Raw genomic sequence first — 228 nt, 5'->3', positions numbered from 1 at the left:
TGGTCGAGGCGAACACCAGGTCCGACTGGCTGGTGACCTTCGACTGGCTGGCGTTGAACGCGTCGGTGTCGGGCGAGACTCGTACCACCCGGACCTGCCACGGGGCCGAGGCGCCGGCCGGATTGCGCGGCAGCGGGATCTCGTGCGAGCGGAAGTAGCCCGAGGTGGTCTTGCCGGTCAGCGTCAGGTCGCCGAGCGCGTCGACCCACGGCCCGCCGCTGTAGCGCG

At 71.5% G+C, this 228-nt stretch carries 1 protein-coding gene; it reads right to left on the bottom strand.

Annotated features, from left to right (window positions below; translation table 11 throughout):
- The coding region (locus OWC43_RS23245; RefSeq protein ID WP_393958654.1) for a hypothetical protein at window positions 1-228 on the bottom strand (228 nt) is incomplete at both ends.

Origin of the sequence: Methylorubrum sp. POS3 (assembly GCF_043352485.1) — a bacterium.
Classification (GTDB): domain Bacteria; phylum Pseudomonadota; class Alphaproteobacteria; order Rhizobiales; family Beijerinckiaceae; genus Methylobacterium; species Methylobacterium suomiense.
The sequence above is the reverse complement of the archived record's forward strand: the minus strand, read 5'-3'. Positions and strand labels throughout refer to the sequence as shown.